At 71.2% G+C, this 292-nt stretch carries 1 protein-coding gene; it reads right to left on the bottom strand.

The genetic code is table 11. The annotated features are described in order from the left end of the window. Positions 1-292, bottom strand: a 292-nt coding sequence (locus AAEY78_RS12530) for an alginate export family protein (RefSeq protein WP_352339663.1), incomplete at both ends; no start/stop codon positions are given.

Here is a 292-nt window from a genome sequence, read left to right as displayed (position 1 = left end):
GACCTGCAGCGCGATGCGCGGCGACCACGGCGCGTCGAGCCGGTAGCCGGCGATCGAACCGACGGCCCATGCGGCGATCGTGTCGTTGCCGACCGTGCCGGTCTGCAGCATCGTTTCGAGGTCCCAGTCGAAGCGGCCGTGCGTGCCCGTGTAGCGGACGTCCCACACGTCGCGATGCTCGGGGCCGCTCGCGTCGAGGAAACGCCCGTGGCCGCGGTTGTAGCGCGACCAGTAGCCGGACAGATCGCCCGGCCCGACCGACTGCCGCTCGAAGCGCACGCCACTGAACGTG

The organism is Psychrobacter sp. 16-MNA-CIBAN-0192, assembly GCF_040309565.1.
Taxonomy (GTDB): domain Bacteria; phylum Pseudomonadota; class Gammaproteobacteria; order Pseudomonadales; family Moraxellaceae; genus Psychrobacter.
This window is presented reverse-complemented; position numbering and strand designations above follow the sequence as displayed.